This window comes from Streptomyces sp. NBC_00554, assembly GCF_041431135.1.
GTDB lineage: Bacteria > Actinomycetota > Actinomycetes > Streptomycetales > Streptomycetaceae > Streptomyces.
This window is the reverse complement of sequence record NZ_CP107799.1, coordinates 6,133,520-6,151,413: the sequence shown is the minus strand read 5'-3', so window position 1 is coordinate 6,151,413 and position 17,894 is coordinate 6,133,520. Positions and strand designations below refer to the sequence as shown.

Below are 17,894 nucleotides of genomic sequence, written 5' to 3'. Positions count from 1 at the left end.
AGCGGCCAGGACGACGTTCTACCGGCAGCCTCCGGCCAGACCACCGCCCCGCCAGGCTCCTGCCGCGGAAACCGACCGGTTCCACGCGGCTCGGCGTCACGCGGCTCGGTGTCACGCGGCTCGGTGTCACGCGAGTACGGCTGCGGCTGCTGATGCGGCTCGGGATACGACGAATCGGCTCCGCGCCCACTTGGCTGATCGACATCTCGTCCGACCAGTTGGGCGTCTTTCCGCCAGTTTTCTACGTGCACGCGTATCCCCCCACGGGACAGTTGCGGGAGCGCACACGACTCCCGGGCCTTGCTCAAATGTCGTCCGGAACGGGCCCCCACCCGCCCCAGCGCCCCCCACTACCACACTGCGCCCGGACTCAGAATGTAGCGCACGCCAGAGACACGCATCGCTTTGTCTCACCTGTGGCTCATCATGATGAGTGCATCTGCGGCCGGAATCCACCCGTCCTCGGGCCGCCGCAGCCATGCTGCCTCGCCCGCAAGTTCGACGGCTGCCCGGCGGAGGGCATCAATCCCCGGATGCACCAGCCCCTTGCGCCACACCAGCGACACCGGTGACAGGGGGACGGGGTCGACGAGAGGCCTCAGGACCGTTTCAGGCATGGCCGGAAAATCCACCACGGCGAGAACGGGGGTCCGCGTCTTGGCCATGATCCGCCGGAACTCCTCCGCTCCGATGGCCACCGGCGCCGGTGCCGCGAGCTCGATGCCGCGTCCCTCGAACAGGTGGCGGGCCAGGTCGGTCCACTCCAGCGTGCGCGGATTTCCCGCCCCCGCGTACACGGTCTCGCCCGCGAGCGCGGCCAGCGGCACGGCGTCCAGGGCGGCGAGGTGATGGTCCTCGGGCAGGATGACGGCCATCGGCTCGTACCGTACGGGCTGCTGCTCCAGCCGGGCCCGCAGCACCGGGTCGAGCCCGGCGAACCGCCCGAACGACGCGTCCAGGCGACCCGCGAGCATCTCCCCGGCCGCACCGGTGAGCCCACTCTCGAAGCGGGCCATCAGCTCGCTGCCGGGCGCGAGCGCACGGGCCCGCTCGAGAACCCGGCCGGAGATCAGCCCTGGGGAGTTGATGTCGACGAGGAGAGGACGTTCGCGCTGCCCCCGCGTGAACGCGGCCAGCAGCTCGTCCTGCGCCTCCAGCACACGCAGCGCATACGGCAACAGCCGCTCGCCGTCCCCCGTCAGCGTCACCTGCCGGGTCGTGCGTACGAAGAGTTCGGCGCCCAGCTCCCGCTCCAGGCGCCGGATGTCCCGGCTCAGGGCCTGCTGGGCGACATAGAGGCGGGCGGCCGCACGCGTGAAGTGCAGATCCTCGGCGACCGTCACGAAGGCGCGCAGAAGGCGGGGGTCGAGGTGGGACGGCGTTCTCCCGTGCGACCGGGACTGCTGAGCGGACATCACGCGAACTTACAACCCAGGCGCGTCAATCGCCACGGAGTAGGTGTTGGACCCCGGTTACCACCCCAGCCGATGCTTGATCCATGCCGCAACACCCCTCTGACCAGCCACACTTGCCCCTCCTCACCGTCACGGGCGACACCCTCGTAGCCGTCGACTTCCGCCCGCGCTTCAAGCAAGGACGCCCACCGGGCCCGTACCGCCGCCTCTTCCTCACCCCCGGCACCCGCGCCTTCACCCTCGGAAATCTCCTCGCCCGGCTCCCCATGGGCATGTTCAGCGTGAGCGCGGTCATCATGATCGCGGGAGCGCGTGGCTCGTACGCGCTCGCCGGTGCCGTGACGGCGACGGGCCTGGCGGCGACGGCGGTGGTCGCCCCCTGGACCGCGCGTCTCATCGACCGCCACGGCCAGGCGCGCATCGCAGTGCCGGCGACGGCCTTCGCCCTCCTCGGCACGATCGCGCTGATGCTGTGCGTGCACTACGGGGCGCCCGACTGGACCCTGTTCGTCTCGTACGCCGCCACGGCCACGATCCCCAATACGGGCGGCATGTCACGCGCCCGCTGGGCCCACCTCCACAAGGGCGACGACAAGACCCTGCACACGGCCAACTCCTTCGAACAGGCCGCGGACGAGCTGTGCTTCATGCTGGGCCCGGTCCTCGCGGCCTTCCTGTGCGGAACCTTGTTCCCGGAGGCGGGCACGCTGGTCGGAGGCGTCCTGCTGATCACGGGCGTGCTCCTCTTCGCCGCCCAGCGCTCGACGGAACCGCCACCCCAACGACGTACGAACGCCAAGTCCCCTGTCCGCGCCCCCGGAATGCCCCCACTTCTCCTCGGATTCCTCGCCACGGGCGCGATATTCGGCTCGATGGAGGTCGTCACGATCGCGTTCGCCGACGCGCAGGGCCACAAGTCGGCAGCGGGAGCGGTCCTAGCACTCCAGGCCGCAGGCTCCTGCGCGGCAGGACTCCTGTACGGCGCCCGCAAGCCAACCGCCCCCGCCGAACGCCGCTACCCCCTGTGCGTCGCCGCCATGGCGGCGCTACTGACCCTCCCCCTCCTCGCCGCCTCCCTGACCAACTCCCTCCTCCCCCTCTCCGGCGCCCTCCTCCTAGCCGGCATGGCAACAGCCCCGACCATGGTCACCGGCATGGCCCTGATCCAACACCGCACCCCCGAGGGCCGATTGAACGAGGGCATGACCCTCGCGGTAACGGGCCTGCTGGGCGGTATCGCCTGCGGCTCGGCCGCCGGCGGATGGGTGGTGGAGGCCGTGTCAACAACGGCGGGCTACGGCGTTCCGGTCACCGCGGCGACGCTGGCGCTGCTGATCGCGCTGGTCCCCTGGCGGGGCCGCCAACGCATCTGACCGCGACCACAGCCGGGACGCCACGCACGCACCCGCACCCGCCAGATCACCGAAGGGGACGTGCCGGAACGTCCGCCCGCAGCGGCTGGCGCGTCAACACCGTCCCGCTTCCTGAGCAACCCATTCCGCGCCAGACCGAGGACGGATGCTCCGGCACGGCCCCGACCCACGACGGAACCCAGCGGCCCACGACGGTCCGGCCCCGACCCACGACGAAACAAGGCGGCCCGCGACGGTCCGGCCCCCCGAACCCCCGCCCCAATTCCCGCGCCCCCCATTGACGCACCCCCAACCCCCACATACCTTCCCCCGTCGAAGCGCTTCGACGTCACGCATCGAAACGATTCGACGACCGCTGCGTGACGCCCCCACAACGAGCACAGCTCACCGGCAATGCGAACCATCCGACTCCCCCGGAGGCACTGGATGTTGACGGCACAAAAGCGTGTGGTGGCGACAGCCGCGGCGGTAATGAGCGGGGCCTTGCTACTGGCCTCCTGCGGCGGCTCGGAGAGCAGCGGATCGGACGGCAAGACCCTCAAGCTGTGGCACTACGAGGCCCCCGACAGCGCGATGGGCGCCGCCTGGAACGAGGCGATCAAGGAGTTCAAGAGGACGCACCCGGGCGTCACGGTGAAGTTCGAGTCGAAGGGCTTCGAACAGATCCAGAAGACCGCACAGATGGTCCTCAACTCGGGCGACGCACCCGACCTCATGGAGTACAACAAGGGCAACGCGACGGCGGGCCTGCTCTCCAAGCAGGGCCTCCTCACCGATCTCACCGACGAGGCCACCGAACGCGGCTGGGACAAGAAGCTCAGCGCCGGTGTGCGCACCACGAGCCAGTACGACGCGAACGGCGTGATGGGCTCCGGCAAGTGGTACGGCATCCCCAACTACGCCGAGTACACGATGGTGTTCTACAACAAGGAGCTCTTCAAAAAGCACGGCATAGCCGAGCCCACCACCCTCGACGAACTCACCACCGCGATGGACAAGTTCGTAGCCGAGGGCATCACCCCGCTGGCCAACGCCGGCTCCGAGTACCCGGCCCAGCAGTACCTGTACCAGCTCGCCCTCTCCAAGGCCGACCGCCCCTGGGTCGACAGCTACGAGCTCTACAAGGGCAAGACAGACTTCCACGACGCGGCCTGGACCTACGGCGCCGAGACCTTCGCCGACTGGGTGAAGAAGGGCTACATCAGCGAGAAGTCCAGCGGCCTGAAGGCGGAGGACGCCGGGATCTCCTTCATCCAGGGCAAGAGCCCGATCCTGTTCTCCGGCAGCTGGTGGTACGGCCGCTTCAAGTCGGACGCCAAGTTCGACTGGGGCACGTTCCTGTGGCCCGACTCGAACCTCACGCTCGGCTCGGGCGGCAACCTCTGGGTCGTCCCGAAGGGCGCCAAGAACAAGGACCTGGCGTACGACTTCATCGACATCACCATGTCGAAGAAGATCCAGAACCTGCTGGGCAACAAGGGCGGCGTTCCGGTGGCCGCCGACCCCGCCGCCATCACCGACCCGCAGGCCAAGTCGCTCATCGCGAACTTCAACACCCTTGCCGACAGGGACGGTCTGGCCTTCTACCCCGACTGGCCGGTCCCCGGCTTCTACGACGTCCTCGTCTCCGGGACCCAGAAGCTGATCACGGACAGCGAGAAACCGGACGCCTACCTCAGCGCACTGCAGGAGGCGTACGACAAGGACGTACCGACGAAATGACGGTCACCGTCGAACGGGGCGGCCGGGTGGTCGAGAAGCGTCACCACGCGAAGAGCCCGCGCCGCCCCCGCGACTCCTACGCCCTGTTCCTGCTCCCCGGAGCCCTCGCCTTCACCGCCGTCATAGTCGTCCCGTTCCTGATGAACACCGGGGTGAGCTTCACCGACTGGCAGGGCGTAGGGAGCCCGGAGTGGTCCGGGCTCGCCAACTACCGCGAGCTGATGGACGATTCGGAGTTCTGGGCGTCCTTCCGGCACAGCCTCTTCATGGTCGTCGCCATGGCCGCCGTACCGACCGCGCTCGGACTCGTCCTCGCAGCAGCCCTGTTCGACTTCGTCGGCAAGCACTTCGGGTCGGCCACGGCCTCGCTCCTCCGCGCCTGCTTCTACCTCCCCCAAGTCCTGCCCATCGCCGTCGCAGGCATCGTGTGGAGCTGGATCCTCGCCCCCGACAACGGCTCCCTGAACGAGCTGCTGAAGGCCGTCGGCCTCGGATCATGGCAACAGGACTGGCTAGGCGACCCCGACATCGCCCTCTACAGCGTCATGGGGGTGATGGTGTGGGTACAGATCGGCTTCCCGCTGGTCATCTTCATGGCGGGGCTGCAACGGGTGGACCCGCAGCTGTACGAGGCCGCCGAGCTGGACGGCGCCGGCTGGTGGCGCCGCTTCTGGCACATCACGCTGCAGCAGATCAGGCCCGAAATCTACGTCGTCCTGCTGTGGTGCACGATCGCCGCGCTCAAGGTCTTCGGCGCGGTGTACGTCCTCACGAAGGGCGGTCCCGGCGGCGCGACGAACGTCCCGTCGTACTTCTCCTTCACCACCTTCTTCGAGAAGACGCAGGTCGGCTACGGCGCCGCGATCTCCACGGTCCTCACCGTGATCATCCTCGCCCTGGCACTCATCGGCCTCAAGTTCCAGACCCGCGCGGAGGACCTCGAGGAAGGGATCCGAACGTGACCGCAGTACGCCGTTACCCCGTCCTCGCCGCCCTGGTCATCGCAGCCCTCTTCATGGTGCTGCCGTTCGCGATCGTCGCGGTCAACGCGGTCAAGTCGCCGACGGAGTACGCGCAGAACGGTCCCCTGAGTCTCCCGGACGGCCTCTACCTCGACGGGATCAAGGACTTCTGGCAGCGCGTCGACTTCGGCCAGAAGCTCGTCAACTCGGTGCTGATCTCCGGGTCGGTGGCGGTCCTCGCGGTAGTCCTCTCCGTCCTCAACGCGTACGCGATCGGCATCGGGCGCGTGAAGGGCCGCACCTGGGTGCTCGCCTTCTTCGTCCTGGCGAACATGCTGCCGCAGGAGGCGCTGGTCTACCCGATCTACTACCTGAGCAAGGAAGCCGGCCTGTACGACACCCGGTTGAGCGTGATCATCGTCTTCACGGTCGTCCAGGCCGCGTTCGGGACCTACCTCCTCGCCTCCGTGCTCGGTCAGTTCCCGCGCGAGATCATCGAGGCCGCCCGGATCGACGGGGCGAACAAGTGGCAGGTGCTGTGGCGGATCGTGGTACCCGTCAGCCGGCCGACCATCGGGGTGCTCCTCGTCTTCTTCTTCATCTGGACGTGGAACGAATTCCTGCTGCCGCTGGTCATGTTGATCTCCAACGACAACCAGACGGTGTCGGTGGCCCTCGGTGTCCTCCAGGGCCAGCACCTGATGGACGCCACGATGACGAACGCGGCCGCGCTGCTCGGCGTGCTCCCCGCCATCGTCTTCTTCCTCGTCTTCCAGCGGACGCTCACCCGCGGTATCGCCGTGGGCGCGGTCAAGTAAGGGGTGCGGGCGTGAAGTTCACCGACGGCTACTGGCTGCTGCGCGAGGGTGTCACCGCGGCCCACCCGGTCGAGGTCCTCGATGTGACGTCCGGGCCGGGGAGCCTGGAGATCCACGCGCCGACCCAGCCCATCCGCCACCGCGGCGACCTGCTGAAGGGACCGGTCGTGACGATCACCGCACACGCGCCGATGCCCGACGTCATCGGCGTCACGTTCACCCACTTCGAGGGCGAGGAGCCCCGAAGGCCCCAATTCGAGCTCTCCCACGACGAATTCGGTACAACGCACGTGTCGTACGACGACGACCACGCCGTACTCACCTCGGGCGCCCTCTCCGTAAGGGTCGCCCGCACCACCCCCTGGCACGTCGACTTCCTCGCCCACGGCCGCACACTCACCACCAGCGGCCCCAAGGGCATGGGCATCATGCGGGACGCGACCGGCGCGCACTTCCTGCGCGAGCAGCTGAACCTCGGTGTCGGCACCCAGGTCTACGGCCTCGGTGAGCGCTTCGGGCCGCTGGTCAAGAACGGCCAGGTCGTGGACATGTGGAACGCGGACGGCGGCACGGCGACCGAGCAGGCCTACAAGAACGTGCCGTTCTATCTGACGGACGCGGGGTACGGCGTCTTCGTCGACCACCCCGGCCGGGTCTCCTTCGAGGTCGGCTCGGAGGCGGTGTCCCGGGTGCAGTTCAGCGCCGAGACACAGCAGTTGACGTACTACGTCATCCACGGCCCGACCCCGAAGGACATCCTGCGCAAGTACACGGCCCTCACCGGCCGCCCGGCCCTCCCGCCTTCCTGGTCCTTCGGCCTGTGGCTGTCGACCTCCTTCACCACCTCCTACGACGAAGCCACCGTCACCTCCTTCATCGACGGCATGCGGGAGCGCGAACTCCCGCTCTCCGTATTCCACTTCGACTGCTTCTGGATGCGCGAGTTCAACTGGTGCGACTTCCAGTGGGATCCGCGGGTCTTCCCGGATCCGGCGGGGATGCTCGCGCGGCTGAAGGAGAAGGGCCTGCGGATCTGCGTATGGATCAATCCGTACATCGCGCAGCGCTCGCCGCTGTTCGCGGAGGGACGGGCGCTCGGACATCTGCTCAAGCGGCCGGACGGAAGCGTCTGGCAGTGGGACCTGTGGCAACCGGGCATGGCACTCGTCGACTTCACCAACCCGGCCGCGCGCGAGTGGTACGCGGCCAAACTGGAAGCACTGCTCTCCCAGGGCGTCGACTGCTTCAAGACCGACTTCGGTGAGCGCGTCCCGGTGGACGTCGCGTACGCGGACGGCGCCGACCCCGAGCGGATGCACAACTACTACACCTACCTCTACAACCAGACCGTGTTCGATGTGCTCCGCAAACACCGGGGCGAGGCGGAAGCCGTCGTCTTCGCCCGCTCCGCCACCACCGGGAGCCAGAAGTTCCCCGTGCACTGGGGCGGCGACTGCGAGGCGACGTACGAGTCGATGGCCGAGTCGCTGCGCGGCGGACTGAGCCTCGGGATGTCGGGGTTCGGGTTCTGGAGCCATGACATCGGCGGGTTCGAGGGGACGCCGACGCCCGCGCTGTTCAAGCGGTGGATCGCCTTCGGGCTGCTGTCCTCGCACAGCAGGCTGCACGGCTCGTCCTCGTACCGCGTGCCCTGGCTGTTCGACGAGGAGGCCGTGGACGTACTGCGGCTGTTCACGCGGCTGAAGCTCGGCCTCATGCCCTATCTGTACGAGGCCGCGCGCGCCGCCCACGCCGAGGGCGTGCCGGTGATGCGGGCGATGGTCCTGGAGTTCCCGGACGATCCCGGGTGCGCGCATCTGGAGCGGCAGTACATGCTCGGTCCCGACCTGCTGGTCGCGCCGGTGTTCTCCGACGAGGGAGACGTGTCGTACTACGTGCCCGAGGGCACCTGGACCCATTTCCTCAGCGGGCGGACCGTGACCGGGCCGCGCTGGGTGCGGGAGCAGCACGGATTCCTGAGCGTGCCGCTCCTTGTCCGGCCCGGGGCGGTGATTCCGGTGGGGGCCGTGGACGACAGGCCGGACTACGACCACGCCGACGGGGTCACCCTGCGCGCGTTCGGCCTGGAGCGCGGCGCGCAGACGACGGTGACTGTGGGCGGCGTGACCTTCACGGTCGTACGGGAGGGGGACACCCTGCGGGCCTCGTCCAGTGATCCGGGGGCGCCGTGGGGGCTTGCGGCGGGCGGGCGCGAGGTGCGGGCCCGGGCCGGAACCGGGTTCCTGACAGTGGAGCTGGGCTGATGGTGAAGATCACCGATGTGGCGCGGCACGCCGGGGTGTCCCCCAGCACCGTGTCGTACGCCCTCAGCGGCAAGCGTCCGATCTCCGAGGAGACCCGGCAGCGCGTCGAGGCGAGCATCCGCAAGCTGGGATACCGGCCGCACGCGGGTGCGCGGGCCCTCGCCAGCAGCCGGTCGAACGTGGTGGCGCTGGTGGTGCCGCTGCGGGGCGGGGTCCATGTGCCGGTCGTCATGCAGTTCGCGGTGTCCGTGGTGACGGCGGCGCGACGGCACGACCACGACGTGCTGCTGCTCACGCAGGAGGAGGGCGAGGACGGGCTGCGGAGGGTCGCGGACACGGCGCTGGTGGACGCGCTGATCGTGATGGACGTCCAACTCCACGATCCCCGGCTGCCGTTGCTGCGTGCGCTCGACCGGCCGTCCGTGCTCATCGGGTTCCCCTCCTTCGCCGAGGGGCTCACCTGTATCGACCTGGACTTCAAGGCGGCGGGCGAGCTGTGCGTGGAGCATCTGGCGCGGCTCGGGCACCGCGTGGTCGCGCTGGTCGGGTCGCCGCCCGAGGTGTATGTGCGGGAGACCGGGTTCGCGCAGCGCGTGGTGCGGGGGTTCACGGCCGCGGCCGACCGGGGCGGGCTCGCGTCCTCCGTCCACCCCTGCGAGGCGACACCGGCCGCCGCACGCCGGGTCGCCGAGCAACTGCTGCGCGAGTACCCGGCGTTGACGGGTGTCGTCGTGCACAACGAACCGGTTCTGGAACCGCTGATCGACGCCTTCGAGCAACTCGGACTGCGGGTCCCCGGTGACCTGTCCGTCACCGCCATCTGCCCGGACGAGCTCGCCGAGAACGTCCGCGTCCCCGTCACCTCCATCGCCATACCGTCCGCCGAAGTGGGCGCGCAGGCGGTCGAGTTGCTGATGAAGAAGCTGGACGGCACGCCCGTACCGGAGGCGACGCTGCTCGCCCCCCGGCTGACGGAGCGGGCCAGTACAGCGCCGCGCACACTGACCCCTTGAGGAGCCGTGTCATGAGGAAAGGCAAGAGAGGAACAGGCAAGAGAAGACAAGGCAAGACAAGACAGCGAACCACGCTCGTCCTGGCCCTCGCGCTGATCGCGGGCCTGGTCGCCACCGCCCCCGCCGGCGCGGACACCCCGGCGTACGCCTTCCGCAATCCGAACCTCCCCGTGGACAGACGGGTCGACGACCTGCTCGGGCGGCTGACGCTCGACGAGAAGGTCTCCCTCCTCCACCAGCACGAGCCCGCGATCCCCCGCCTCGGCATCCAGTCGTTCCGCACCGGCACCGAGGCCCTGCACGGGGTGGCCTGGCTCGGCGAGACCACCGTCTTCCCGCAGGCGGTCGGGCTGGCCTCGACCTGGGACCCGGAGCTGATGGAGCAGGTCGGTTCGGCGGTCGGTGACGAGGCGCGCGGCTTCCAGCAGGAGCGCCCCGACGGCTGGGGCCTCAACCTGTGGGCGCCCGTGGTGAACCTGCTGCGCGACCCGCGCTGGGGACGCAACGAGGAGGGCTACTCCGAGGACCCGTACCTCACGGGTGCGATCTCGACGGCGTACGGCAGCGGCCTGACCGGCGGCGACCCCGACCATCTCAAGACGGCACCCACCCTGAAGCACTACCTCGCCAACAACAACGAGGTGAACCGCACCACCACCTCCTCCGACCTGCGCCCCCGCGTCCAGCACGAGTACGACGAGGCGGCGTTCAGGCCGGCCGTCGAGGCGGACGCGGCGACCGGCGTCATGTCCTCCTACAACCTGGTCAACGGCCGCCCCGCGACGGTGAATCCGGACCTGGACGACACCGTGCGCGGCTGGACGGACCAGACCCTCCTGAACGTCACCGACGCCTTCGCCCCGGGCAATCTCGTCGGCGACCAGCAGTACTACCCCACCCTCGCCGAGGGCGACGCGGCCGCTCTGAAGGCCGGTATCGACAGCTTCACGGACAACAGCGCGTCCCCGGCCCCGACGATCACGGCGATCAACTCGGCCTTGCAGCAAGGCTTGTTGGTGGAGTCGGACATCGACGAGGCGGTGTCCCACATCCTCGCCATCCGCGTCCACCTCGGCGAATTCGACCCGGGTGGCGGCAAATTCGGCGCCATCGACAGGTCCGTCATCAACAGCCCGGCGCACCAGAAGCTGGCCCGCGAGGCCGCGACCGAAGCAGCGGTCCTGCTGAAGAACGACAAGGCACTCCCCCTGGATGCCTCCGCACAGAAGAACGTCGCCGTCGTCGGCCCCCTCGCCGACACCCTCTACACCGACTGGTACTCGGGCACCCTCCCCTACTCCGTCACCCCCAAGGACGGCATCGCGGCGAAGCTCGGCACCTCCGTCGCGAGCAGCGAGGGCGTGGACCGGATCGCGCTGAAGAACACGACGACGGGCAGGTACGTCACGGCGGGCACCGGCGACTCGGGGGCGGCCCTCCAGGAGAGCGCGGACACGGGTACGACCGCCCAGTTCGACGTGTTCGACTGGGGCTCCGGCATCGTGACCCTGCGCTCGGCCGCCAACGGCAGGTACGTCGGTTACAACTGGTCGAACTTCGTCAACGACCGGGTGCAGCCCGGCGGTTGGTACGTGCAGCAGCAGTTCGAGCTGGAGCGGCAGGACGACGGGACGTACCTCCTCCGGTACGCCGGATACGAGACCGGCGAGCCATGGTGGTCGGACCCCGTCTACCTCGGCCCCACCGGCGACGACGGCACCCTCGGCCTGGTCGCCAAGGAGCAGGCCGCCCACTACACGAAGGACGTCGTCCGCAGCGGGGTCGAGGAGGCCGTGGCCGCGGTGAAGGGCAAGGACACGGCCGTCGTCGTGGTCGGCTCGATGCCGGCGATCAACGGCCGCGAGGCCCACGACCGTACGGACATGGGCCTGGCGCCCGCACAGGAAGCCCTGGTCAGAGCCGTCCACGCGGCAAACCCGAAGACCGTCGTGATCGTCGAGAACAGCTACCCGACCACCCTCGGCGCCCTCCAGCAGGAGGTCCCCGCCCTGCTGTGGACCACCCACGCGGGCCAGGAGACCGGCAACGCCCTCGCCGACCTCCTCTACGGCGACGCGAACCCGGCCGGCCGCCTCACCCAGACCTGGTACCGGTCCGCCTCCGACCTCCCGTCGATCCTCGACTACGACATCATCAAGTCCGGGCGCACGTACCAGTACTTCGAGGGGCGGCCGCTGTACCCCTTCGGCCACGGGCTCTCGTACACCTCCTTCCGCTACACCGGCTTGAAGCGGGTCTCCGGCGGCTACGAGGTGAAGGTCACGAACACCGGCGGCCGGGCGGGCGACGAGGTCGTCCAGCTCTACACCCACCAGCGCGCCTCTCGCGACGAACAGCCCCTGAAGCAGCTGAAGGCCTTCCAGCGGGTGTCGCTGAAACCGGGAGAGACGAGGACGGTCCGGCTGAAGGTGGCGCGGAACGACCTCGCCCACTGGGACGTCACGCGTGCGAAGTGGGTGGTGGAGAACGGGACGTACGACGTCCTCGTCGGCGGCTCGTCGGCGGACATCCGCGCCCGTGACGCCTGGCAGGTGAAGGGCGAGACGATCCCGGCCCGGAACCTGGCGAAGCCGACCCGCGCGGAGAACTTCGACGACTACGACGCCACGAGGCTGGTGGACGAGTCGAAGACACGGGGAACGGCGGTGACGGCCTCCGCCGACGGCGCCTGGCTGAAGTACGCGGACACCCAACTGGGTTCCGGCGCCACCGAGTTCAGCGCCAGGGTGGCCGGCCCGTCCGGCACGGTCCAGGTCCGGCTGGGCTCCCCCACCGGACGGCTCGTCGGCACGGCGACGACTGACGGCACCTCATCGCCGTACGCCTACACGACGGTGACCGCCGATCTGTCGGCCTCGGCGAAGGGGCGCATGGACGTGTACCTGGTCCTGTCGCGGGGCCTGCGCCTGTCGACGTTCAGCCTGCGCTGATCCCAGGCGTGTACTCGCACGGCAAGGGCCCGCACCCACCCGGGTGCGGGCCCTTGCCGTCCACATCTGCTCGCGCCTACAGCTGCCGGTCCCCTTGCCAGGTGACGGACGTCAGCGCGGCCAGTCCGCCATTGGCCAGGCCTTTGTAGGTCACCTTCCGGTCCGGGCCCAGCTCGTGCGCGACCCGTTTCGCCAGTTCCGTCCCTTCGTGGAACAGGCGCTGCCAGTCGGCGTCGTACTTGCCGTCCTCCCGGTCCCTCAGTTGCAGGTTCAGCGTGGTGTCGATGCTCTCCGCCCACCTGTACAGATCGGCGACGAGGTCGTCGGACAGGGCCAGCGCGGCGGCGGGATCATCCGGGAAGAAGTCCCCGAATCCGTCGGAGCGCAGCGGACCGAACTTGAACTCGCCTTCGACGGTGATGTCGACCGGGTGCGGGGGTGTGCCGTGGCTGTCGCGCTCCCAGTGGAAGCGGTCGCAGCCCCAGCACACCCACTTCGCCGTCCTGTGCTGCTCGTCCCAGTAGCGCACCACCCACGACGGCCCGAGCTGCCTCGCCAGCCGCTGGGCGAGCGCCAGACCCTGCTTGACGTGCTTGCGCAGGTCCGGGCGGGAGGTGAACCCGCCCGGCGGGCGGGTCAGCGACCAGGAGCGCAGCGCGTCCGCCAGATCGGCCGGGAGGGCCGGCCGGTCGTCGTCGAGCGGAACGTTGCGGGTGAAGGCGCCGAGGTCCTCGTGGGCCCGGGGATCCTCCGGCTCGTACAGGGGAGACGGCTCGCCCCGGGCCTGCACGAGCATGTCCCGCGGTTCTTCGGCGGTCATGCGATGTTCGCTCCGATCACGTATCCGTTGTCGCCCACGCTGATGGCTACGCGCTGGGTCTTGCCCTGGAAGGCGACCTCGAAGATCGGCCGTCCGTTCTGGCTGCCGACCCTCGCACCCTCGGTCAGGGCCGTCTTCACGAGGGCCGGGATGTCCTCCACCCGGACACCCGCGCTCGCGAACTCTCCGGCGTGCCGGAACATGATATGGGTCAGGCCCGCGTAGACGTCGCCCTTCTCCAGCCAGGCGAGGGGCACACCCGGCTTGGCGTACTCGATGATCCAGATCGTGTCCGCCTTGCTGAACTTCACGCCGGCGTCCTTGAGCCGGTCCAGCAGCTTGGGATCGAGGGTGCCCCGGGCGATCTTCGCCCGTTCCACCACGGCCTTCGCGATACGCAGCCCCATGCCCGCGGCGCTGGTGGCGTCGCCGACCTGGAGGGCGCCCTTCTCCCCGTAGATCTTCTTCAGGTCCGCGAGCACGTCCGCGGCCTTCTCACCGGTCTTGACGGCGAGTTCGACCCGGCCGGCGAGCTTGACCGCCTCGGCGAGCTTCTCGGCGACCCTGCCCGGTACGACGATCGCGGCGGCCCAGGCGCAGCTGGACTTGTCGCCGTGGTAGCAGCGGGCGACGTCACCCAGCACGATCTCGTACAGGATCGCACCGGCCTTCTCTCCGAAGAGGTTCTGCCAGCCGATCCGGGTGATGTCGCCGAAGCTGAAGTGGTGGGTCCACTCCTGTGTCTGGTCCTTGAAGATCTCCGTGCCGAGGAACACCGCGTCAGCCTTGGGGCAGCCGGACTCGGTGGCGGGGACATCGGGATTGACGCAGAAGTAGAAGCTGGCCGTGACATCGAGGGTCAGCTCCCACGTCACCGTGCAGCCCTGCGGCACGTAGTCGCACGTGTTGAGCTGCTTGGCCGGTCCCGACTCGGTGACCTTGTCGACGATGTAGAAGACACCCTCCTCGCCGGTGGCGCCGCCCGTGGCGACCTGCTGGTTCGCCTCCTTCCTGCCGGCTTCGTCGGCGGCCTGCTGCGCAGAATCGGCGTACTTCTGCGCGTCCTTCGCCGCCTCCTCCGCCAGCGTGGCCTCGGTGTCCGCCCGGTCGGCCGCCGCGCGGGCGTCCTTCGCCGCCTGCTCGGCCTCGGCCGCCGCGGTGCGAGCCGCTGCCGCGTCCAGGGCCGCCTGGTCTGCCGAGTCGCGGGCGTCCTTGGCGTAGCCCTCGGCACGTCCGGCCGCCTTGTCGGCCGCGTCGGCGTCCTCGGTGGCCTGCTGGTCGTACTCGATGGTGCGGGCCAGTGACTTCTGCGCCTCCGCCGCGTACTTGGCGGCCTCGGCGGCGTAACCGAGCGCCTCCTTCGCCGACTTGCGCGCGTTCGCGGCGAATCCGGCGGCCTCGGCGGCCAGCGTGTACGCCGCCTTCGCGTCCCCGGTCGCCGCGTTCGCGACGCTCTGCGCCTGCTCCGCGGCCTTCTGCGCGTTGGCGGCGTGCGCCTCGGCGACGGCCTGCTGCTGCTCGGCGAGCGTCTTCGACGACTGCCCTGTCAGCACCACGAGCCCCGCGGCGGAGTCGGTGGTGACATAGGGCGAGCCGAGCTGGATCGCGTCGTTCGCCGGAGCGGCGACCTGCTTCGCCGAGGCACCGGCGTCCTCGGCCGCCTGCGCGGTGACGTACGCGTGACCGACGGCGTCGGCCGCACCCGCGACCGCCTTGACCGCCTCGGCCTGCGCCGCGTCGGCCTGCTTCTTGGCGTCGGCCGCGGACTTCTCCGCGTCGTCGGCCAGCTCGACCGCTGTGCGTGCCGCCGATGCCGCGGCCTGGGAGGCCTTGATGGCATCCGCGGCGGCACTGGTCGCCGTCCGCACGGCGGCGTCCGCCTTCAGCTTGGCGGCCTGGGCGTCGTCGGCGTCGGAACGGGCCCGCTTCGCCGCGGCCTCCGCGCGCGTCGCCGCGGCGTCGGCATCGGCCGCCGCCTGGGTCGCCGCGTTCGCCTCGGAACGGGCCGAACCCGCAGCCGACTCGGCGTCATCGGCGGCCTTGTCGGCGTCGTTCGCCGCCGCCCGCGACTCCGTCGCGTCGTCGGACGCGTCGTGGGCGTCGGCGTAGGCGTCCTTGGCGTCGGCCTTGGCACGTGCCGCGTTCGCCTTGCTCTCGGCGTCCCAGGCGTCGTCCCGCTTGCCCTTCGCCCGGTCCCTGGCGGCTTCGGCGTCGATGCGCCGGTCGCGGGCGGTGCCTTCGGAGGTCTCCGCCCTGCCCTTGGCCTCCGTTGCGGTCTTCGCGTAGCCCTGGGCGTTGTTCTTGTGCTGGGCGGCCTCGGCCTGCTTCTGCGCGGCGGTCGCCTTCTCCGCCTTCGCGGTGGCTTCCTCCGCCTCCGCCGAGAGCCGCTTGGCGTGCGCGGTGGCGGCCGCCGACTTCGCGTCGGCCTCCGCCTTCTGCGTCTCGGCCAGCTTCGCCTTGGCGAGATCCCTGGCGGTCTTCGCGTTCTGCGCCTGTACGGCGGCCGCGTCGGCGGCGGCCTTCGCCTGGGCCCTGGCCTCGTTGGCGGCGGCCGTACGGAACGCGGCCTTCGACTGCGCGGCCTGCGTCACGGCACGGGCGGCGATGGTCGCGCTGTCATCGGCGGCGGCGCGGGTGGCCGCGTAGGCGGTGTCACCGGCCTTGGACAAGGCGTCAAGGGCGGCGGCCGAGGCCTTGGTGACCTGGGCCTTCTGCTGTCCGACCAGCAGACCGCGGCCTCTGGGGGCACCCGCCTTGTCGGCGACCGCGTAGGCCGCCTGCGTCGCGGTGTCCGTGGTAGTCGCGGCGGTCTTCGCCGCGGTGGCCTGGGCCTTGAGCAGGTCGAGCTGCTTCTTCGCCGCGGCCTGGGCGGCCGTCACGCCCGCCTTCGCCTGGTCGAACTGGGCCTTGGTCGGGTAGTCCAGCTTCTCGGTGCCGTTGTGACCGGAGGGCGTCATGTCGAACTTCTGCGGGTCGGTGCCCTTGCAGTCCCACATCCGCGCGTCACGGCCGTTGTCGTACGTCGCGAGGTCGAGGCAGTTGCCGGTGCCCGGGTTGAACATGCGCGTGGCCGCGTGGGTGTTGTACTCCCACTTCTGCGCGGCGCTGTTGTTGCAGGTCCAGATCTGCAGCGTCGTACCGTTCGCGGCGCCGGCGCCCTTCACTTCCAGGCACTTGCCGGAGTTGACGTTGACGAATGCGTCGTCGCGGATCTCCCACTTCTGCCCGGCGCTGCCGTTGCAGGTGTAGATCTGCACCGGCGTGCCGTTGTCCTTCTTGCTCGCCCCCACCTCGAGGCACTTGTCGGCGGCGCCGTGCGCGTGCACGACCATCGGGCTGTCGCCGATCCAGCCGGGGCCTCCGGCGGACCAGTAGTCCTGCCAGCGCGCCAGCCGGTCGGCGATCCACGACTGACCGAGCATCTCGCCCAGCGACTTGGAGCCGGCGGCGAGCGCCTTGGTCGCGTCGCGGTTGGAGTTCAGGATCTGGTTGCGCTGGGTGGCCTGGGCGGCGATCTCCTGCTGCCACTCGGCGGACGCGGACGCGACCTCCTTGCCCAGGACCTTGCTCGGGTCGACCGGGGTGCGCCAGGCGCAGGAGGCGAACCGGGTCTTCAGGTCCTCGACCGCGAGGCGGTACTCGACACTGCCGGGCTCGGGCGCGGTGCGCGGGAAACCGCCGGAGGAGAGGAACAGCCGGGCGTTGTCCGCGCCGGTCGGCTCCATGGACCAGTTCACCAGGCCGTCCCACGCCTGGTGTTCGGCGAAGGCCTGCTGCCACTGCTGACCGGGCAGCGACGGGTCCGGGGTCTTGCCGTAGACCGGGGTGCCGAGGTCCTTGACCGCCTTGACCGTCGCCTCGTCGGCGAGCGGGGTCGGGTCCTCGTAGAAGTCGCCCTCGGACTTCCAGAACTGGGCCGCGGTCCACTGGCTCAGGCCGGTCTGCTCGAAGAAGCCCGGGCCCGTGCCGGTGGTCCCCGGAGGCCAGTGGAAGCCGGTCACGGTGAACCCGGCGGGGGTGCTCAGGCCGTCAAGGGGCTTCTTCCATACGTCGACATAGGCGTTGAGCGCGTCCCCCTCCTTGTCGGCGACGGCCTTGTCCTGGACGAACGCCGTGGAGAGCGGAGTGGTGTTCCAGTACTCGCGGTTGGCCGTGGTGCGCAGCTTGTCCGGAGTCTGGTTGAGCCCCGCCTGCGCGGTCGTGTACATCGACGCACCGCCCATGCGCAGCACGTCGGCCATCAGGCACTGGTCCTGGCGGAGTTGCTCGGCGGCCTTGGCGTCGAAGCCGTCGTAACTGTCGGCCACCGGGCTGAAGTCGGTGGCCCGGTCGTCGGGCAGGTCGGTCCGGGCGGCGACCGTGGCCAGCACGGCGAGCGCGAGAACCGACGGAACTATTCGCGCGAAGTGTCCGGATTTCCGCGTCGGGGGTATGAAGAACCCTGGTCTGGAACGCAAGAGAAGATCCCGTTTGTCGTGAGGAGGGCAGGCGGGGGCCCGTACGAGGAGGTGGAGGCGCCGGCGAGAAGGTGGAGGCGCCGCGAGGCGGTCAGGACT

General features: G+C 69.8%; 10 protein-coding genes. 7 read left to right on the top strand and 3 right to left on the bottom strand.

The genetic code is table 11. The annotated features are described in order from the left end of the window. Positions 1–410: 410 nt before the first annotated feature. Positions 411–1,415 carry a LysR family transcriptional regulator gene (locus tag OG266_RS27100; protein ID WP_371548839.1) on the bottom strand — a complete coding sequence of 335 codons (1,005 nt, stop codon included), beginning with the start codon at positions 1,413–1,415 and terminating at the stop codon, positions 411–413. Between the two features lie 83 nt (positions 1,416–1,498). On the opposite strand from OG266_RS27100, the gene OG266_RS27095 reads away from it, so the two are divergent. From OG266_RS27095 to OG266_RS27065, 7 genes are all read left to right on the top strand, one after another. Beyond that, positions 1,499–2,788: an MFS transporter gene (locus OG266_RS27095; protein WP_371548838.1), complete on the top strand. Its 1,290-nt coding sequence runs from the start codon at positions 1,499–1,501 to the stop codon at positions 2,786–2,788. Positions 2,789–3,214: 426 nt separating this feature from the next. Next, entirely contained in the window at positions 3,215–4,510 is a 1,296-nt protein-coding gene (locus OG266_RS27090; RefSeq protein ID WP_371548837.1) for an extracellular solute-binding protein, read from the top strand. Next, positions 4,507–5,472 (top strand): carbohydrate ABC transporter permease, encoded by a 966-nt coding sequence (locus OG266_RS27085; protein WP_371548836.1) that lies wholly within the window; start codon positions 4,507–4,509, stop codon positions 5,470–5,472. Before OG266_RS27090 ends, OG266_RS27085 begins: the two co-directional genes overlap by 4 nt. A 53-nt stretch (positions 5,473–5,525) precedes the next feature. Beyond that, positions 5,526–6,290: a carbohydrate ABC transporter permease gene (locus OG266_RS27080; RefSeq protein WP_371552976.1), complete on the top strand. Its 765-nt coding sequence runs from the start codon at positions 5,526–5,528 to the stop codon at positions 6,288–6,290. Between the two features lie 11 nt (positions 6,291–6,301). Then, positions 6,302–8,554 (top strand): alpha-xylosidase, encoded by a 2,253-nt coding sequence (gene yicI / locus OG266_RS27075; protein WP_266460841.1) that lies wholly within the window; start codon positions 6,302–6,304, stop codon positions 8,552–8,554. Continuing rightward, a complete protein-coding gene (locus tag OG266_RS27070) occupies positions 8,554–9,567 on the top strand; it encodes a LacI family DNA-binding transcriptional regulator (RefSeq protein ID WP_266460838.1) in 1,014 nt (337 codons plus the stop codon). The genes yicI and OG266_RS27070 overlap by 1 nt, the downstream gene beginning before the upstream one ends. An 11-nt stretch (positions 9,568–9,578) precedes the next feature. Further along, on the top strand, positions 9,579–12,518 hold the full coding sequence (locus tag OG266_RS27065) for a glycoside hydrolase family 3 C-terminal domain-containing protein (protein WP_371548835.1): 2,940 nt from the start codon (positions 9,579–9,581) through the stop codon (positions 12,516–12,518). A gap of 76 nt (positions 12,519–12,594) precedes the next feature. Here OG266_RS27065 and OG266_RS27060 read toward each other — a convergent pair whose 3' ends face one another. Both OG266_RS27060 and OG266_RS27055 read right to left on the bottom strand, forming a co-directional pair. Then, complete coding sequence (locus OG266_RS27060; RefSeq protein ID WP_371548834.1) at positions 12,595–13,338, bottom strand: hypothetical protein; 744 nt, start codon at positions 13,336–13,338, stop codon at positions 12,595–12,597. Beyond that, a complete protein-coding gene (locus OG266_RS27055; protein WP_371548833.1) occupies positions 13,335–17,795 on the bottom strand; it encodes a ricin-type beta-trefoil lectin domain protein in 4,461 nt (1,486 codons plus the stop codon). Before OG266_RS27055 ends, OG266_RS27060 begins: the two co-directional genes overlap by 4 nt. Positions 17,796–17,894: the final 99 nt, after the last annotated feature.